The organism is Mesorhizobium sp. M7A.F.Ca.US.006.01.1.1 (assembly GCF_003997935.1).
Classification (GTDB): domain Bacteria; phylum Pseudomonadota; class Alphaproteobacteria; order Rhizobiales; family Rhizobiaceae; genus Mesorhizobium.
The window spans coordinates 1-603 of the sequence record NZ_RZQL01000526.1; the positions used below are offsets into that span (position 1 = coordinate 1).

The 603-nt window shown below is 63.3% G+C and carries 1 protein-coding gene; it reads right to left on the reverse strand.

The genetic code is table 11. From position 1 onward, the window contains the following. The coding region (mch, locus tag EN943_RS37315; RefSeq protein ID WP_127416636.1) for a methenyltetrahydromethanopterin cyclohydrolase at window positions 1-603 on the reverse strand (603 nt) is incomplete at both ends.

The following is a 603-nucleotide window of genomic DNA, read 5'->3' on the forward strand; positions in this document are numbered from 1 at the left end:
GCCATAGATGATGGCATCGTTGGTTCGGCCCATAGCGGTCAGGAAATCCGGATGGGGGGCGGGGATCGGCGCCGTTCCGATGCCGTCGATAACGTTCTCCAGCGGGAATTTGAGATCGTTGATCTTGTGCAGGGCAACCTCGAGCGCGCGCGCAACGATCTGCACGCCGCCGGCAAGGCTTTGTGTCGGCGCATAGAGGAAGGTGAGCTTCTCCGTCGCCAGTCCAGTTGCCTTGCCCACTTTCTCAACGATCGCGCGGGGAGGCGGTTCGGCCGTCTCAAGGATAAGCACCGCGGACGATGCGATGTCGCGATAGGAAAGTGTTTCGAACAGCGGTTCGACCCGGGCGAGGGCGCGCGCCGGCCCAGATCCCATCGCGAAATAGTTCTGGCCAGACAGGTTCCAGCCCGCATACTGGCTGCCCAGGCAGGCTAGCACCGGCTGCGAAGATCGCGCTTCGACAGTGAACGGCCATTGCTGTGACGAGCGATCCATGAACACCGAAACGCTGCCGAGACCGCCCATCGCAGCCTCAGCCATGCGCATCCCGGCTTCGACGCTGCCGACGGTCTTGGCGCCGGCATCGATCAGGCGCTCGCCCAA